The organism is Leisingera daeponensis DSM 23529, from assembly GCF_000473145.1.
Lineage (GTDB): Bacteria > Pseudomonadota > Alphaproteobacteria > Rhodobacterales > Rhodobacteraceae > Leisingera > Leisingera daeponensis.
In genome coordinates, this window is the sequence record NZ_KI421500.1 from 2,441,420 (window position 1) to 2,455,835 (window position 14,416).

Here is a 14,416-nt window from a genome sequence, read left to right on the forward strand (position 1 = left end):
GGCGCTCTGCCGCCCCGGCGCGGCCCGATTCTGCTTGACCTTTGCGGCCCACCTCTGTTGAACCCCACGTGTCCTTCCCTACACGAGGTGGCAGTCCCCAATGGACGATCAGAACAAAAATCTTATTCTCGCAACCGTACTCAGCTTTCTGGTGATCCTCGGGTGGTATACCTTATTCCCGCCGCCGGAACCGGAACAGGCGCCGGAAACCGCGGTCAGCGAAACCGCTCCCGCAGGCAATACCGCACTGGCGCCCAGCGCCGCGGCTGAGGCGGTGGACAGCAGCGCCCCGGCCCAGGCCGAAGCGCCGCAGGCCGCGCGCCTGGCCATCGACACGCCGCGGGTGACCGGCAGCATCTCGCTGCAGGGCGGCCGGATCGACGATCTGTCGCTGAAGGACTACCGCGAGACGCTGGACGCGAATTCCCCGATCGTCAAACTGCTGAAGCCGGTGGGCGAGGCCCAGGCCTATTACGCGCTCTATGGCTGGGCTCCGGGCGCCGGCCTGTCGCTGGATGACGTGCCGGGCGCCAACACCGTCTGGAGCGCCGGGGCAGACGCCACCCTGACCCCGGACAGCCCCGTCACCCTGACCTGGGACAACGGCAAGGGCCTGACCTTCAGCCGCACCATCTCGGTCGACGAGGATTACATGTTCTCGATCACCCAGTCGGTTGCCAACGCCTCCGGCGGCACCGTGTCGCTGGCGCCCTACGGCACCCTGGCCCGCCACAGCCAGCCGGCCGATCTGAAGAACTTCTTCATCCTGCACGAAGGCCTGGTTGGCATGTCCGACGGCGAGCTGGCCGAAATCGACTATGACGACATGGCCGATTTCGAAGCCGATGCGCGCGACGGCTCCAAGGCAGAGGTCCGCCAGGTCGCAGAGAACGGCTGGATCGGCTTCACCGACCATTACTGGATGTCGACCCTGGTCCCCGCGCCGGGCCAGGCCTTCCGCTCGATCGCCAAATTCGACGAGCGCCGCGATATCTACCAGACCGACATCGTGCTGCCGACCGTGACCGTTGCCGACGGCCAGTCCTCCGAAGTGACCACCCAGCTGTTTGCCGGCGCCAAGGAATGGGAAACCATCCGCGGCTACCAGAAGGCAGGCATCCAGGGTTTCCTGGACGTGATCGACTGGGGCTGGTTCTTCTTCCTGACCAAGCCGATGTTCTGGCTCCTGCACAACCTGAACGTCCTAATCGGCAACATGGGATGGGCGATCATCGGCCTGACCGTGGTGATCAAGATCCTGGTATTCCCGCTGGCCTATAAATCCTATGCCTCCATGGCGAAGATGAAAGAGCTTCAGCCGGAGATGGAGAAGCTCAAGGAGCGCGCCGGCGACGACCGCCAGAAGATGCAGAAGGAGATGATGGAGCTCTACAAGCGGGAGAAGGTGAACCCCGCCGCGGGCTGCCTGCCGATCCTGATCCAGATCCCGATCTTCTTCTCGCTCTACAAGGTGATCTTCGTCACCCTGGAACTGCGCCACGCGCCCTTCTTCGGGCCCTTCCAGGACCTCAGCGCGCCGGATCCGACCTCGATCTTCAACCTGTTCGGCCTGCTGCCCTGGGCAGCCCCGGCCCCGGAAAGCATCCTGGCGCTGGTCTTCATCGGCATCCTGCCGATCCTGCTGGGTGTGTCGATGTGGCTGCAGCAGAAGCTGAACCCGGCGCCCACCGACCCGACCCAGCAGATGATCTTTGCCTGGATGCCCTGGGTGTTCATGTTCATGCTCGGCGGCTTCGCCTCCGGCCTGGTGGTCTACTGGATTGCCAACAACACGATCACCTTCACCCAGCAGTATCTGATCATGCGCAGCCATGGCTATTCGCCGGACGTGTTCGGCAACATCAAGTCGAGCTTCAAGAAGAAGCCGAAGGCTGAGAAGTGAGGCCCGCTGAGGTCACAGACATCTGGCGCCACCCGCTCAAATCACACGGGCGGGAGGCACTGGAAGCCGTAACTCTGAGCGCCGGGCAGACCATGCCCGGCGACCGCGTTTGGGCGGTCGCGCATGAGGCCTCCAAGGCGGATGGCTCCGAATGGGTGCCCTGCCAGAACTTCACCCGCGTCGCCAAGGCGCCCGCGCTGATGGCGGTCAATGCCCGGCTGGACGACGCCGCCGGCCAGCTGACGCTGACCCACCCGGACCGCCCCGATCTGACCTTCGACCCGGAAAACCCCGCGGATCTGCCGCGGTTCCTGGACTGGGAAAAACCGCTGCTGCCTGCAAACCGGGCCGGCTCGGCCCGCATTGTGCGGGTGCCGGGCCGCGGCCTGACCGACAGCGCGTTCCCCTCGATCACGCTGTGCAACCGGGCCTCCCACCGCGCGGTGGAACAGGCCATCGGCCACCCGCTGTCGCCGCTGCGCTGGCGCGGCAACATCTGGTTCGACCTGGATGACCCTTGGGCCGAAAACGATTGGCTGGGCCGCGAGGTGCAGATCGGCGGCGCAGTCCTTGCCGTCCGCGAGCGCGTTGTGCGCTGCCTGGCGACCACCGCCAACCCCGAAACCGGCGAACGCGACGCCGACACGCTGAAAACCCTGAAAGACAATTGGGGCCACCAGGATTTCTCGGTCTATGCCGAGGTGATCCGCGGCGGCCCTGTCCGCATCGGCGATGCGGTGAAGGTACTGTGATGCAGATGCAATTTTCCCTGGCCGAAGCGCCGGACGAGATTTCCCTGGAAAAAGGCCGCAAGCTGTTTGCGGGTGAAACCGAATTCCTGAAGGGCGTGGTCGCGATGAACGGCCTGCCGGACGCCGACCGGGTGGAGGTCTGCTTTGCCGGCCGCTCCAATGTCGGCAAGTCGAGCCTGATCAACGCGCTGACCGGCACCAAGGGCATCGCGCGCGCCTCCAACACGCCGGGCCGCACGCAGGAGATCAACTTCTTCACCCAAGGCCCCGACCTCTATCTGGTCGACCTGCCCGGCTACGGTTATGCCAACGCGCCGCTGGCGGTGGTGGAGAAATGGCAGAAGCTGCTGAAGCAGTACCTGTCCGGCCGCCAGAACCTGCGCCGCGCCTTTGTGCTGATCGACAGCCGCCATGGCGTCAAGAAGGTGGACGAGGACATCATGAAGCTGCTGGACAGCGCCGCCGTCACCTTCCAGTGCGTCATGACCAAGGCCGATAAGGTCAAGGAAAAGGACCGCGCCAAGGTGCTGGAGCAGGTGCGCGGCGCGCTGGCCAGACACCCGGCGGCCTATCCGGAAATCGTGCTGACCTCGTCCGAGAAGGGCGACGGCATCCCGACCCTCAGGTCGATCATCGCCGGCCTCTGATCCGTGATTGCCCGCCTCGCCTCCTATCTGGTTGTGATCGCCCTGGCCGCTGCCGGGCTGATCCCCTCCGGATGGATGCCGGCCACCGGGCAGGACGGCAAGGTGCTTCTGGTGATCTGCACCGGCAGCGGCACGGTGGAGACCTGGGTCGATCTGGAGGGCGAAGGCGGTCACGCCCCCACCGAGCAGATGGAGGACCGCAGCTGCCCCTTTGCCGCCCTTGGCGCGGTGGCGCTGCTGCCGGACAGCCTGATTGATCTGAACCTTGAGGCCCCGCTGACAGACCGCTGGTCGCGCGAGGCGTTCACCCATCATACCGCCGGCTTCCACTGGCGCTATGATGCCCGCGGCCCGCCCGCGCTCTCCTGACTTTCTGAACAATTCTGACATTTCCGCCGGCGCCCCGCGCGTCCGGCCCTGTTCCGGTATGGAGAGACCCAATGGCAACCAGCCAACCGCATTCCGCGGGCCAATCGCGCCCGCTTACCGAAAAATTCTACTTCGCCGTCTGGCGCTGGCACTTCTACGCCGGCCTGTTCGTGATCCCCTTCCTGATCATGCTGGCAGTGACCGGCCTGATGATGATGTTCATTACCCAGTTCGATGGCCGCGACGGCGAGAAGATCCCCGTCACCCCAAGCCCCGCCGAGCTGAGCATCCCTGAGCAGGAGGCCGCCGTCCTTGCCGCCCAGCCCGGCACCATCGCCGAATGGATCGGCCCCAAGGCGCCGGACCTGGCCGCCGTGTTCCGGGTGAAAACCGAAGCGGGTCAGCGCCTGGTCGCCCTGAACCAGTACTCGGGCGAGGTGATCGAGGTCTGGGACCGCCGCGCAGGCTGGTATGACCTGGCCGACAACATCCACTCCACCCTGCTGATCGGCGACACCGGCGACCGGCTGATCGAGATCGCCGCAGGCCTCGGCATCGTGCTGGTGCTGACCGGGCTTTACCTGTGGTGGCCCCGCGGCAACGCCGCCAGCGCATTCATCCCCAACTTCCGCGCCAAGGGCCGGGCGCTGTGGAAGAACCTGCACGCGGTGACCGGTTTCTGGATGTCGGCGCTCTTGGTCATCTTCCTGATCTCGGGCCTGTCCTGGACCGGCATCTGGGGCGGCCAGATGATGCAGGCCTGGAGCACTTTCCCGGCGGCGAAATGGGACAACGTGCCCCTGTCTGACGATATCCACGCCACCATGAACCACGGGCACACCAATGACGTGCCCTGGGCGCTGGAACAGACCCCGATGCCCGCCTCCGGCTCTGACGCCGGGATCACTGGCGTTGCCGAAGGCGCGCCCGTGGATGCCGCCAGCCTGATTGCCCTGGGCCGCTCCCTGGGGCTGGAGGGCCGCTTCCGTCTCGCCTACCCCGGCGGCGGAACCGGTGTCTGGACCCTCAACCGCGACAGCATGAGCGGCGACGGCGACAGCCCCTTCATCGACCGCACCGTGCATGTGGACCAGTACAGCGGCAGGATCCTGGCGGATGTGAAATACGAAGACTACTCCTGGGCCGGTAAGGCGATGGCGGTCAGCGTGCCCTTCCACATGGGCCTGATGGGCAGCTGGAGCTTCGTGCTGAACGTGGTGTTCTGCCTCGCGGTGATCTTTGTCTGCCTCTCCGGCCTGGTGATGTGGGTCAAGCGCCGCCCAGCCGGTGCCGCCCGCCTCGCCGCGCCGCCGGAACCGGCAGAGATGCCGTTCTGGAAGGGGGCCGCGCTGATTGCCGTTCTGGTCTCGCTGGCCTTCCCGCTGACCGGCCTGGCGCTGCTGGCGGTGCTGGCGTTCGACGTGCTGCTGCTCGGCAACCTGCCGCTGCTGAAACGCGCGGTGAGCTGACAGAGCGCCGCCCGGCCTTCCAGCCGGGCGGCATGCCCGTCATCAGACGTGCTGCGCGCCGTTCACCTCGATCTCGGTGCCGGAGATATAGGAGCTCTCCTGCGAGCACAGGAAGTAGATCGCCGCCGCCACCTCCTCCGGCTGGCCCAGCCGCTGCATCGGCAGCTTGGCGACGATCTTCTCGGTGCCGGGCGACAGAATCGAGGTCTCGACCTCCCCCGGCGCAATGGCGTTCACGCGCACCCCCATCGGCCCGAAGTCATGCGCCATCTCCCGCGTCAGCGCCGCCAGCGCCGCCTTCGACGTGGCATAGGCGGCACCGGCAAAGGGATGCACCCGGCTGCCCGCGATCGAGGTCACATTGACGACGGAGCCCTGCGCCGCCGCCAGCTCTTCCTTCAGGCCGCGGGCCAGCACCACCGAGGCAAAGAAGTTCACGTGAAACACCTTGCCCCAGTCCATCAGGTCGGTGTTGAGCGTATTGAGCCGCTCACCCTCCGGCCCCTTGGGCGAGATGCCCGCATTGTTGACCAGCGCGTCCAGCCGCCCGTCCAGCAGCTCCTGGATCTGGCCCACCGCGTTGATCGTGTCCGACGGGTCCGACAGGTCAAGCTGCACATGATTCTCCTGGCCGCCGCCCCAGGGGCATTCCTGCGGGAACGGCTGGCGCGAGCAGGTGATCACCCGCCAGCCCTCGGCGTTGAAGCGGCGCACGGTTGCGTGGCCGATGCCGCGGCTGGCGCCGGTCAGCAGCAAAGTCTTCTGGCGCATGGCGCACTCCTTGTGTGAGAATCTGGCGTGAGCCTAGCACCCGCGCCGCGATCCGCAATGGGGTGCGCCAAACGCGACCCTTGGCAGCGGCGCCGGAACGCCGTAACACATCGGGGCTAAGGGATGATGCAGCAATGAAGAAACAAGATATGAACCGCGATTGGATTGCCACCGCCGAAACACTCTCCAGCGCGCTGCCCTATTTCCAGCGCTTTGCCGGGGCCATTGTGGTCATCAAGCTGGGCGGCCACGCCATGGGCAGCGATGAGGCGATGGACACCTTCGCCCGCGACATCGTGCTGATGCGCCAGGTGGGCGTCAATCCGGTGATCGTGCATGGCGGCGGGCCGATGATCAACGCGATGCTGGAAAAGCTGCAGATCAAGTCGGAGTTCGTGAACGGCAAGCGGGTCACCGACGCCGCCACCATGGAAGTGGTGGAGATGGTGCTGTCCGGTGTCGTCAACAAGCGCATCGTGCAGGCGATCAACCGCCAGGGCGGCCGCGCGGTGGGGCTGTCGGGCAAGGATGCGAACCTCATCATCTGCGATCAGGCCGATCCGGACCTGGGCTTTGTCGGCGCGCCCGCCGAGATGGATCCCAAGGTGCTGTACGGCCTGTTTGAAAAGAACCTGATCCCGGTTATCGCCCCGATCGGCGGCGGCCGCGACGGCGAGACCTACAACATCAACGGCGACACCGCCGCCGGCGCCATCGCCAAGGCGCTGACCGCCGACCGGCTGCTGCTGCTGACCGATGTGGCGGGCGTCAAGAATGCCGAGGGCGACGTGGTGACCGAGCTGAAGGCGGCGGATGTCGAGGAGATGACCGCCAGCGGCGTGATCGCGGGCGGCATGATCCCCAAGACCGAGACCGCGCTGGACGCGGTGCGGAACGGCGTGCGCGCCTGCACCATCGTCGACGGGCGGGTGCAGAACGCGGTGCTGCTGGAGCTTTACACCGACCACGGCGCGGGCTCGATGATCCGCGCCTGAGGCGTCTGCAGAAAGGGGACTTGGGGGGCGCTGCCCCTCTTGGCCCCTTGGGCCAATTCACCCCGGGATATTTTCTGCCAGATGAACAAGGGATCCGTGCTGCACGGCGTCCGATCTGTGCAACACAGTTGATTTTTGCTGCTGCATACGCATCGCTGAATGCATGGAGCATGAAACCCTGATCCGCCTTGCGGCCTTCCTGGGCCTGTTTGCGCTGTTTGCGGCGGCAGAGGCCTGGGCGCCGCGGCGCGCCCGCAGCCTGCCGCGGCGGCGGCGCTGGCCCGCCAACCTGTCGATCTCTGTGCTGAACACGCTGACCCTGCGGGCGCTGGCGGTGGGGCTGCCCTTGCTCGCCATCGGCGCGGCGATGGATGCGGCAGAACATGGCTGGGGGCTGCTGAATGCGGTGCGCTGGCCCGGCTGGGTGGAGGGGCTGCTGGCAGTGCTGGTGCTGGATTTTGCGATCTGGCTGCAGCATCTGATCACCCATAAGGTGCCGCTGCTGTGGCGGCTGCACCGGGTGCATCATGCCGACCGCGACATGGATGTGACCACCGCGGTCCGCTTTCACCCGGTCGAGATCGCGCTGTCGATGCTGCTGAAGATCGGGCTGGTCTATGTGCTCGGCCCCTCGGCCCTGGCGGTGGTGCTGTTCGAGATCCTGCTGAACGGCACCGCGCTGTTCAACCATGCCAACCTGGCGCTGCCCCGCAGGGCGGACGCGCTGCTGCGGCTGCTGCTGGTGACGCCGGACATGCACCGGGTGCATCATTCCACCCGCCGCAGCGAGCATGACAGCAACTACGGCTTTGCCCTGTCGGTCTGGGACCGGATCTTTGGCACCTACACCGCGCAGCCCGGCCAGGGGCACGACGGCATGACCGTGGGGCTGCAGTGGCAGGACGGGCGCCCGGCCCGGCTGGGCTGGAGCCTGTTGCTGCCGTTCCGCCGCCGCTGAGCCGGGCGGCAGGAAGACGCCGGCGGGCGGCTGCGCGGCGTTTTTGCACTCTGGACGGGACGCCCGCACTGCTAGGCTCGCCCCATGCCACCGGACCGGATGCCGCTCATGACCCCGACTGACCTGCCGGATGCCCCGGACCGGGACACTCCTTTTTATGCGCAGATCGCGGCCGCTGCCGCCCAGGCCGGGCTTGCGGTTTACGGCGCGCTGCATCCGCGCCGCCAGCCGGTCAAGGCGATCACCGGCGGCACCCTGGTGCTGCTCGGCACGGACCAGGCGTTCTGGCCGCGCTTCACCGCCAGCCCGGAATACAGCGACGGCAGGCCGGACCCGGTGGACCGCTGGTCGCAGCGGGTGGTCGGATCTCTGGCAGAGACCCTGGGCGGCTGCGCCCATTACCCCTTTGGCGGGCCGCCCTATACGCCCTTCATCAACTGGGCACTGGCCACGGGGCGGTTTTTCACATCACCGTCACAGATGATGGTGCATGATCAGGCCGGACTGATGATTTCCTTGCGGGGGGCCATTCAATTCGAACAGGAATTTGACATCCCCCCTCCGCTTTTGGCAGAGTCGCCCTGCCACAGCTGCCGCTCCCGTCCCTGCCTGACCGCCTGCCCGGCGGCTGCGCTGGCGGACGGGGGACCTTACGATCTGGCGGCCTGCCACGGCTATCTTGATACCAGCGCAGGCGCCGGCTGCATGACCGGCGGCTGTCTGGCCCGCCGCGCCTGCCCGCTGAGCCGCACCGCCGGCCGGGCGGCTGACCAAACCGCACATCACATGAGGCATTTTCACCCGCAATGACCTGCACCCTTATTCTGACCCGCCACGCCAAATCCGCCTGGGACACCAGTGTGCCCAGCGATCACGCCCGCCCGCTGAACAAGCGGGGCCGCCGCTCCGCCCCGGCCATTGCCGACTGGCTGCGCGGCAACGGCTACGTGCCGGATCAGGTCATCTCCTCCTCATCCAGGCGCACCCGCGAAACCTTTGAGCTGATGGAGCTGGGTGTGCCCGCGGCCTTTACCGAGCGGCTGTACCACGCCAATTCGGACATCCTGTTCCAGGTGCTGAGCCAGGCCGAGCATCCCCGCGTGATGCTGATCGCCCATAATCCCGGCATTGCCGCCTTTGCCCATTCCATTGTGGACAACCCGCCGGACCATGCCCGCTTTGACGACTATCCGACCGGCGCAACCCTGGTGGCGGAATTCGATATCGGCACCTGGAAGGATCTGAGCTGGAGCAGCGGCAAGGCCATTGATTTCGCCGTCCCGCGGGAACTGCTGGGCGAGTAGCCCGCCTCCCAGCCCCCGGCGCCTGCGTCATTCCGGCGCATCCCGCGCCGGAGGCCTCTGGCACGGCGGCGCGGGCAGTTTTATAATTCCGGCCGGAAGCACGCCCCCGCGAGGATTGGAGAAGACCCATGCACCGCCGTACCCTGCTGCTGGCCGCAGCCGCCCTGCCCTTCGCCGCCCTGCCGGGCTTTGCCGCGGAAGCTGAGACCACCATCCGCATCATGAAGTCGCCCACCTGCGGCTGCTGCACCGCCTGGGCCGACCGCCTGGCCGCCGCCGGTTTCACCACCGAGGTGCGCAACGTGGACGACGAGGAGCTGTGGGCCATGAAGGCGCGGCTGGGCGTCGGCGGCGATCTGGCGTCCTGCCACACTGCGATGGCCGGGTCTTACGTGATCGAGGGCCATGTGCCCGTTCCGGACATCCAGCGGCTGCTGGCGGAACAGCCCGCGGCGCTGGGGCTGACCGTGCCGGGAATGCCGATCGGCTCGCCGGGCATGGAGATGGGGGACGAGCGCGAGGCGTTCGATACCCTGCTGGTCCTCGCCGATGGCACCACCGAGGTCTTCGCAAGCCATTCCTGATCCGGACAGCCGGAACGAAAAAAGGCCGGGCGCATTGCCCGGCCTTTCTGTATTGCAGAGCGGGCGGTTCCGCCCGCCGCCGCTGCGGCCCTCAGTGGCCCAGGATCTGGCTGAGGAACAGCTTGGTGCGGTCGCTCTTCGGGTTGTTGAAGAACTCTTCCGGCTCGTTCTGTTCGACGATCTGGCCTGCGTCCATGAAGATCACCCGGTTCGCCACCTGACGGGCAAAGCCCATCTCGTGGGTCACGCAGAGCATGGTCATGCCTTCCTCCGCCAGTTCGATCATGGTGTCCAGCACCTCCTTGATCATCTCCGGGTCGAGCGCCGAGGTCGGTTCATCGAACAGCATGATGCGCGGCATCATGCAGAGCGAACGCGCAATCGCCACGCGCTGCTGCTGGCCGCCCGACAGCTGGCCGGGGTACTTGTCGGCCTGCTCAGGGATCTTGACCTTCTCCAGGAAGTGCATCGCCCGCGCCTCGGCCTCTTTCTTGGGCGTCTTGCGGACCCAGATCGGCGCCAGGGTGCAGTTCTCCAGGATCGTCAGATGCGGGAACAGGTTGAAGTGCTGGAACACCATCCCGACCTCGGACCGGATCTTGTCGATGTTCTTGAGGTCGTTGGACAGCTCGGTGCCATCCACCACGATCCTGCCCTGCTGGTGTTCTTCCAGCGCGTTCAGGCAGCGGATCAAGGTAGACTTGCCGGAACCCGACGGGCCCGCGATGACGATCCGTTCGCCCTGGTTGACGGTCAGGTTGATGTCGCGCAGCACGTGGAAGGACCCGTACCACTTGTTCATGTTGGTGATTTCGATGGCGACCTCGTCGCTCACCTGCATCTTGGAGCGGTCGATTTCGCGGTCGGACATAAGTTCAGACATGTGTTGAACTCCTTAACGGTGGTCGGTGGCGAGACGGCGCTCAAGCCACTGTGAGTATTGAGAAATGCCGTAGCAGACGACGAAGAACAGAAGCGCAGCAAAGCCCAGAAGCTCCCAGTACACCCCGTTCCACTCGGTGGAGGCGAGGATCGGGCCGCGGATCATGCCCACCAGGTCGAACATCGAGATGACCGAGACCAGGGTGGTGTCCTTGAACAGGCCGACGGCCACGTTCACGATGCCCGGGATGGAGATCTTCAGCGCCTGCGGCAGGATGATCAGCCGCATTGCCTGCGCATAATCCAGGCCCAGGCTGTCGGCCGCTTCATACTGCCCCTTCGGAAGCGCGGCGAGGCCGCCGCGGATCACCTCGGCGATATAGGCCGCCGAGAACATGGTGATCATGATCACCACGCGCAGGAACAGGTCCACCGTGCTTTCCGGCGGGAAGAAGTAGGCCAGCATCACCGATGCCACGAACAGCAGGGTGATCAGCGGCACGCCGCGCACGAACTCGATGAAGATGACGCACATCCACTTGATCAGCGGCATGTCCGACTGGCGGCCCAGCGCCAGCGCGATGCCCAGGGGCAGCGACAGCGACACGCAGGTCACGCCCAGCATCAGGTTCAGCATGAAGCCGCCCAGATCGCGCGAGGGCACCGGGCTCAGCCAGGCGTTTTCCGACGCGCCTTCGGGGATCAGCATGCCGCCGGCGATCCAGACCGCAAACGCCGCAGCAATTGCGCCGAAGAAGGCGATCGCAAAGCTGCTCTTGCCGAAGGTCTGGAACACGGCCGCACCCGCCGCAAAGCCCAGCAGCGCCACCACCGGCACCATCAGCGTGCCGCCCCAGATCAGCCAGAAGGCCAGGAACGGGTAGATGGCAGTGAAGATCAGCAGCTTGCGCGGCAGGTCAAAGAACAGCACCGGAGCGGCCGCAAACAGCAGCAGAACCAGGGCGAGGTTCGGACGCCAATAGGCATCAGAGGGATATTTGAAGCCGTAAAGCAGCTGGTTCCAGCGTTCGGTCAGCACCGAGAAACAGGCCCCGGTCTTACCCTGCAGAATTTCGCGGCATTCTGCCAGCGAGCTGGTGGTCCAGACCCCGTTCAGAATCCACGGCAGGGTGTTTTGCAGCACCATGTAGATCACCGCCAGCGCCGCGATGGTCAGGGCGGAGTTGGCGGCGTTGGAGAACAGGTTCTCGCGCAGCCATTTCACCACACCGGTTTCCGACGCCGGCGGCGGGGCCGGCGGGATCTGGGTTTCGCGGACAAAGGCGACGGTTTGTGCGTGTGTATCGCTCATGTCTCAGCGCTCCTTCAGCTTCACAGATGCGTTGTAGACGTTCATCACCATCGAGATCACCAGCGAGGCGGTCAGGTAGAACAGCATCAGGAGCAGCACGCACTCGATGGCGCGGCCGGTCTGGTTCAGGGTGATGCCGCCAAGGGTTGCGGTGATATCCGCATAGCCCACGGCGATGGCGAGCGAGGAGTTCTTGGTGATGTTGAGGAACTGCGAGATCAGCGGCGGGATGATCACCCGCATCGCCTGCGGCAGAACCACCAGGTTCATCACCCGGCGCGGGCGCAGGCCCAGCGCGGCCGCGGCTTCGGTCTGGCCCTTGGACACCGCCTGGATGCCGGCCCGGACGTTTTCCGCGATGAAGGCGCCGGTGTAGATCGACAGCGCGAACCACAGCGCGATCAGCGGGCCGCCGACCTTGATGCCGCCGGTGAAGTTGAAGCCCTTCAGCTCAGGATATTCCCAGGTCAGCCCCATGATCATGGTCAGCGCCAGGAACGGCACCAGCCAGGCTGCGAGGACCGGCAGCAGAGTCTTGGGGCGGACGCCGGTGGCTTCCTGCTTGTTGTTGGCCCAGGCGTTGATCTGATGGGCTGCAACCCAGGACAGGCCGAGCCCGGCCAGGACCAGCAGCCAGTTCATCGAAGCGCTTTCAAAGATCCCGTTCTGGAACCAGGGCAGCGGCGTGTAGATCCCGCGGTTGGTGAAGGCGAAGGCGTCGAACAGCATGCTGGAGGTGGCATCGTCGCCGCGGAACTCCCGCGGCCCCGGCAGCACCGCCGTCATGATGGTGAAGATGATGATGATCCAGATCAGCACCGGAATGTTGCGGAAGATCTCCACGTAGACCGCCATCAGCTTGGAGACGAGCCAGTTGTTGGAGAGCCTCAGCACCCCCGCGATCACCCCGAAGATGGTGGCGGTGATACAGGCCAGGAAGGCCACCAGCAGGGTGTTCAGAACACCGACCAGCGCCGCGCGGGCGTGGCTGGACTGGCTGTCGTATTCAACCAGGCGCTGGTTGATGTCGTACCCGGCCGAGTCGCCAAGGAAAGCGTAGGAAATATTGAGCCCCGCAGCCCGCAGGTTCTGGATAAGGTTGTTGCCCAGATACCAGATACACAGGGCCAGAACGATCGCCGCAATCACCTGAAACGTCAGGGAACGATAGCGGGTATCGTTAATGAGCATAGACAGCCGAAAACTTTCGTTCGGCGGGTCAGTAAGCGTTGACATGTATTGTGATCCCCTGGCTCCGGTTCTTTGTCCTGGCGGCGTTTGTCGCCGCTCCGCAGCGGACCGGAGCTTTTTTCTGATAGGAAAAGGGCGCAGGAATGTCCTGCGCCCCTCCCGGTGGTATGTTTAGCGGAACGGCGGAGCGTACAGCAGGCCGCCTTCGGTCCACTGTGCGTTCAGGCCGCGGGCCAGGCCGACCGGGGTGTCTTCGCCGATGTTCTTGGCAAAGATCTCACCGTAGTTGCCGCCGGCGGCGACAGCCTTCATCGCCCAGTCAGCATTCAGGCCCAGCATCTCGCCCAGGTTGCCTTCGCTGCCCAGCAGACGGTTGATTTCCGGGTTTTCGGTGCCGGCTGCCATTTCGTTGATGTTGGCCGAGGTGATGCCCAGCTCTTCAGCTGCGATCAGCGCCATCAGGGACCAGCGGACAACGTCGCCCCATTCGTGGTCGCCATGGCGGACCAGCGGGCCCAGCGGCTCCTTGGAGATGATTTCCGGCAGGATCACGTGGCCCGACGGATCGTCGAAGGTCGCGCGGGTCGCGGCCAGGCCGGAAGCGTCGGTGGTGTAGACGTCGCAGGAACCCGCCAGGTACTGCTGCTGCGCTTCGGCGTTGGTTTCGATCGGAACCGGCTCATAGCTGATGTTGTTGGAGCGGAAGAAGTCCGCCAGGTTCAGCTCTGTGGTGGTGCCGGTCTGAATGCAAACGGTGGCGCCGTCCAGTTCCTTGGCGGAAGACACGCCCAGCTCTTTCGGGACCATGAAGCCCTGGCCGTCGTAGTAGTTCACACCCACGAATTCGAACTTCAGGTCGACATCGCGCGAGAAGGTCCAGGTGGTGTTGCGCGCCAGCATGTCGATCTCGCCGGAAGCCAGCGCGGTGAAACGGGTCTTGCCGGTGGTCGGCACGAATTCAACAGCGGTCGAGTCGCCCAGAACGGCTGCAGCCACAGCCCGGCACACGGCAACGTCAAAACCTTCCCATTCGCCATTCGCATTCGGGGCCGCAAATCCGACCAGGCCGGTGGTGACGCCGCAGTTCAGCTTGCCGCGGGCTTTCACGTCATCCAGCGTGCCGGCAGCAGCTGCGCCAGCCGCCAGACCGGCAACGGTCAGAGCGCCCAAAAATACGGTTTTTTTCATTTTTACCTCTTCCTGATAGTCCGCCTGTGCGGCGGTTCTTATTACCCGGCGATCCCCCGCCGGAAATGAGACCGAAGAAGGGTTTACCCCT

General features: G+C 65.3%; 15 protein-coding genes. 10 read left to right on the forward strand and 5 right to left on the reverse strand.

Features of this window, described 5'->3' with window-relative positions:
* The first annotated feature begins 100 nt into the window (after positions 1–100).
* From yidC to DAEP_RS0112415, 5 genes are all read left to right on the forward strand, one after another.
* On the forward strand, positions 101–1,903 hold the full coding sequence (yidC, locus tag DAEP_RS0112395) for a membrane protein insertase YidC (protein ID WP_008554625.1): 1,803 nt from the start codon (positions 101–103) through the stop codon (positions 1,901–1,903).
* Positions 1,900–2,655 carry an MOSC domain-containing protein gene (locus tag DAEP_RS0112400; RefSeq protein ID WP_027244886.1) on the forward strand — a complete coding sequence of 252 codons (756 nt, stop codon included), beginning with the start codon at positions 1,900–1,902 and terminating at the stop codon, positions 2,653–2,655. The genes yidC and DAEP_RS0112400 overlap by 4 nt, the downstream gene beginning before the upstream one ends.
* Positions 2,655–3,302: a ribosome biogenesis GTP-binding protein YihA/YsxC gene (gene yihA, locus DAEP_RS0112405; RefSeq protein ID WP_027244887.1), complete on the forward strand. Its 648-nt coding sequence runs from the start codon at positions 2,655–2,657 to the stop codon at positions 3,300–3,302. Before DAEP_RS0112400 ends, yihA begins: the two co-directional genes overlap by 1 nt.
* Positions 3,303–3,305: 3 nt before the next feature.
* On the forward strand, positions 3,306–3,671 hold the full coding sequence (locus DAEP_RS0112410) for a DUF2946 family protein (protein ID WP_008555724.1): 366 nt from the start codon (positions 3,306–3,308) through the stop codon (positions 3,669–3,671).
* 71 nt (positions 3,672–3,742) lie between these two features.
* The gene (locus DAEP_RS0112415) at positions 3,743–5,140 is read left to right on the forward strand and encodes a PepSY-associated TM helix domain-containing protein (RefSeq protein WP_027244888.1); all 1,398 of its coding nucleotides are present in this window, start codon (positions 3,743–3,745) and stop codon (positions 5,138–5,140) included.
* A 42-nt stretch (positions 5,141–5,182) separates the two neighbouring features.
* Here DAEP_RS0112415 and DAEP_RS0112420 read toward each other — a convergent pair whose 3' ends face one another.
* Positions 5,183–5,911: an SDR family NAD(P)-dependent oxidoreductase gene (locus DAEP_RS0112420; RefSeq protein WP_008554434.1), complete on the reverse strand. Its 729-nt coding sequence runs from the start codon at positions 5,909–5,911 to the stop codon at positions 5,183–5,185.
* 134 nt (positions 5,912–6,045) lie between these two features.
* Between DAEP_RS0112420 and argB the strand changes: the two genes are divergently transcribed.
* The 5 genes from argB (at position 6,046) to DAEP_RS0112445 (ending at position 9,752) form a co-directional block, all read left to right on the forward strand.
* Entirely contained in the window at positions 6,046–6,906 is an 861-nt protein-coding gene (argB, locus tag DAEP_RS0112425) for an acetylglutamate kinase (protein ID WP_008556475.1), read from the forward strand.
* Positions 6,907–7,069: 163 nt separating this feature from the next.
* Entirely contained in the window at positions 7,070–7,864 is a 795-nt protein-coding gene (locus DAEP_RS0112430) for a sterol desaturase family protein (protein WP_027244889.1), read from the forward strand.
* Positions 7,865–7,963: 99 nt separating this feature from the next.
* Positions 7,964–8,674: a ferredoxin gene (locus tag DAEP_RS0112435; RefSeq protein WP_154665106.1), complete on the forward strand. Its 711-nt coding sequence runs from the start codon at positions 7,964–7,966 to the stop codon at positions 8,672–8,674.
* A complete protein-coding gene (locus DAEP_RS0112440) occupies positions 8,671–9,168 on the forward strand; it encodes a SixA phosphatase family protein (RefSeq protein ID WP_008555729.1) in 498 nt (165 codons plus the stop codon). Before DAEP_RS0112435 ends, DAEP_RS0112440 begins: the two co-directional genes overlap by 4 nt.
* A gap of 128 nt (positions 9,169–9,296) precedes the next feature.
* Positions 9,297–9,752, forward strand: coding sequence for a DUF411 domain-containing protein (locus DAEP_RS0112445; protein WP_027244891.1), 456 nt, complete (start codon positions 9,297–9,299; stop codon positions 9,750–9,752).
* A gap of 91 nt (positions 9,753–9,843) precedes the next feature.
* On the opposite strand, the gene DAEP_RS0112450 is transcribed toward DAEP_RS0112445, so the two are convergent.
* The 4 genes from DAEP_RS0112450 to DAEP_RS0112465 form a co-directional block, all read right to left on the reverse strand.
* A complete protein-coding gene (locus DAEP_RS0112450; RefSeq protein WP_008556507.1) occupies positions 9,844–10,635 on the reverse strand; it encodes an amino acid ABC transporter ATP-binding protein in 792 nt (263 codons plus the stop codon).
* Positions 10,636–10,647: 12 nt separating this feature from the next.
* Entirely contained in the window at positions 10,648–11,946 is a 1,299-nt protein-coding gene (locus DAEP_RS0112455; RefSeq protein WP_027244892.1) for an amino acid ABC transporter permease, read from the reverse strand.
* Between the two features lie 3 nt (positions 11,947–11,949).
* Entirely contained in the window at positions 11,950–13,182 is a 1,233-nt protein-coding gene (locus DAEP_RS0112460) for an amino acid ABC transporter permease (RefSeq protein ID WP_027244893.1), read from the reverse strand.
* A 126-nt stretch (positions 13,183–13,308) separates the two neighbouring features.
* Positions 13,309–14,325, reverse strand: coding sequence for an amino acid ABC transporter substrate-binding protein (locus DAEP_RS0112465; RefSeq protein WP_008553252.1), 1,017 nt, complete (start codon positions 14,323–14,325; stop codon positions 13,309–13,311).
* Positions 14,326–14,416 lie beyond the last annotated feature (91 nt).

What these genes read in the sequence shown, in the direction of transcription:
- yidC (WP_008554625.1), top strand. Translation starts at nt 101, where the DNA reads ATGGACGATCAGAACAAAAATCTTATTCTCGCAACCGTACTCAGCTTT.
- yihA (WP_027244887.1), top strand. Translation starts at nt 2,655, where the DNA reads ATGCAGATGCAATTTTCCCTGGCCGAAGCGCCGGACGAGATTTCCCTG.
- DAEP_RS0112415 (WP_027244888.1), top strand. Translation starts at nt 3,743, where the DNA reads ATGGCAACCAGCCAACCGCATTCCGCGGGCCAATCGCGCCCGCTTACC.
- DAEP_RS0112420 (WP_008554434.1), bottom strand. Translation starts at nt 5,911, where the DNA reads ATGCGCCAGAAGACTTTGCTGCTGACCGGCGCCAGCCGCGGCATCGGC.
- argB (WP_008556475.1), top strand. Translation starts at nt 6,046, where the DNA reads ATGAAGAAACAAGATATGAACCGCGATTGGATTGCCACCGCCGAAACA.
- DAEP_RS0112430 (WP_027244889.1), top strand. Translation starts at nt 7,070, where the DNA reads ATGGAGCATGAAACCCTGATCCGCCTTGCGGCCTTCCTGGGCCTGTTT.
- DAEP_RS0112435 (WP_154665106.1), top strand. Translation starts at nt 7,964, where the DNA reads ATGCCGCTCATGACCCCGACTGACCTGCCGGATGCCCCGGACCGGGAC.
- DAEP_RS0112440 (WP_008555729.1), top strand. Translation starts at nt 8,671, where the DNA reads ATGACCTGCACCCTTATTCTGACCCGCCACGCCAAATCCGCCTGGGAC.
- DAEP_RS0112445 (WP_027244891.1), top strand. Translation starts at nt 9,297, where the DNA reads ATGCACCGCCGTACCCTGCTGCTGGCCGCAGCCGCCCTGCCCTTCGCC.
- DAEP_RS0112450 (WP_008556507.1), bottom strand. Translation starts at nt 10,635, where the DNA reads ATGTCTGAACTTATGTCCGACCGCGAAATCGACCGCTCCAAGATGCAG.
- DAEP_RS0112455 (WP_027244892.1), bottom strand. Translation starts at nt 11,946, where the DNA reads ATGAGCGATACACACGCACAAACCGTCGCCTTTGTCCGCGAAACCCAG.
- DAEP_RS0112460 (WP_027244893.1), bottom strand. Translation starts at nt 13,182, where the DNA reads ATGTCAACGCTTACTGACCCGCCGAACGAAAGTTTTCGGCTGTCTATG.
- DAEP_RS0112465 (WP_008553252.1), bottom strand. Translation starts at nt 14,325, where the DNA reads ATGAAAAAAACCGTATTTTTGGGCGCTCTGACCGTTGCCGGTCTGGCG.